Annotated in this window: 1 pseudogene; it reads right to left on the bottom strand. The window is 51.7% G+C overall.

Annotation, left to right across the window (positions count from 1 at the left end):
* Positions 1-497, bottom strand: a pseudogene (locus EXE42_RS18960) (hypothetical protein); the annotation flags it as partial.

Raw genomic sequence — 497 nt, forward strand, 5'->3', positions numbered from 1 at the left:
TTCAGCGCTCTGGAAGATGATTCCACCAACCGTCTGTTGGCCTGCCAGATTACCCGAGCGAGCGGCAATACCAACTGCCGCAGCGAGATCGTCTTTCGTGAGTTCCTGGTTTTCCCACTTGTCTAGGGCTTTCTGAATTTGTTCGGCCAAGTCGATGCCAATTGACATCGCATCACCGATGACACCCGACCCGTATGGATCAGCATCGTACCGGCTAAACTGAGCCTCAAATTCGTCGACGAGAGCTGCTTCATCGACTTGATCGATACGTTCCTGTAGAAATTCTCGGTAGACGGCAGAGAGGTCCTTTCCCCATCTCGATCCCACTTTCGCTTGGTTCAACAACTCATCAAAGACCCCTGATTCTGCCAGACGGGATAGATTGAGTGTAGCTTGGACGCCAGGTTGGTCGTCTAAATCACCCGATATCTCACTTGCTAGGTCTTCAACGGCTTGACCGTCGGAAACCAGATAGAAAACAGCTTCTGGGGCAGAGT

The sequence above is a fragment of the Halorubrum sp. SP3 genome (assembly GCF_005435195.1).
GTDB lineage: Archaea > Halobacteriota > Halobacteria > Halobacteriales > Haloferacaceae > Halorubrum > Halorubrum sodomense.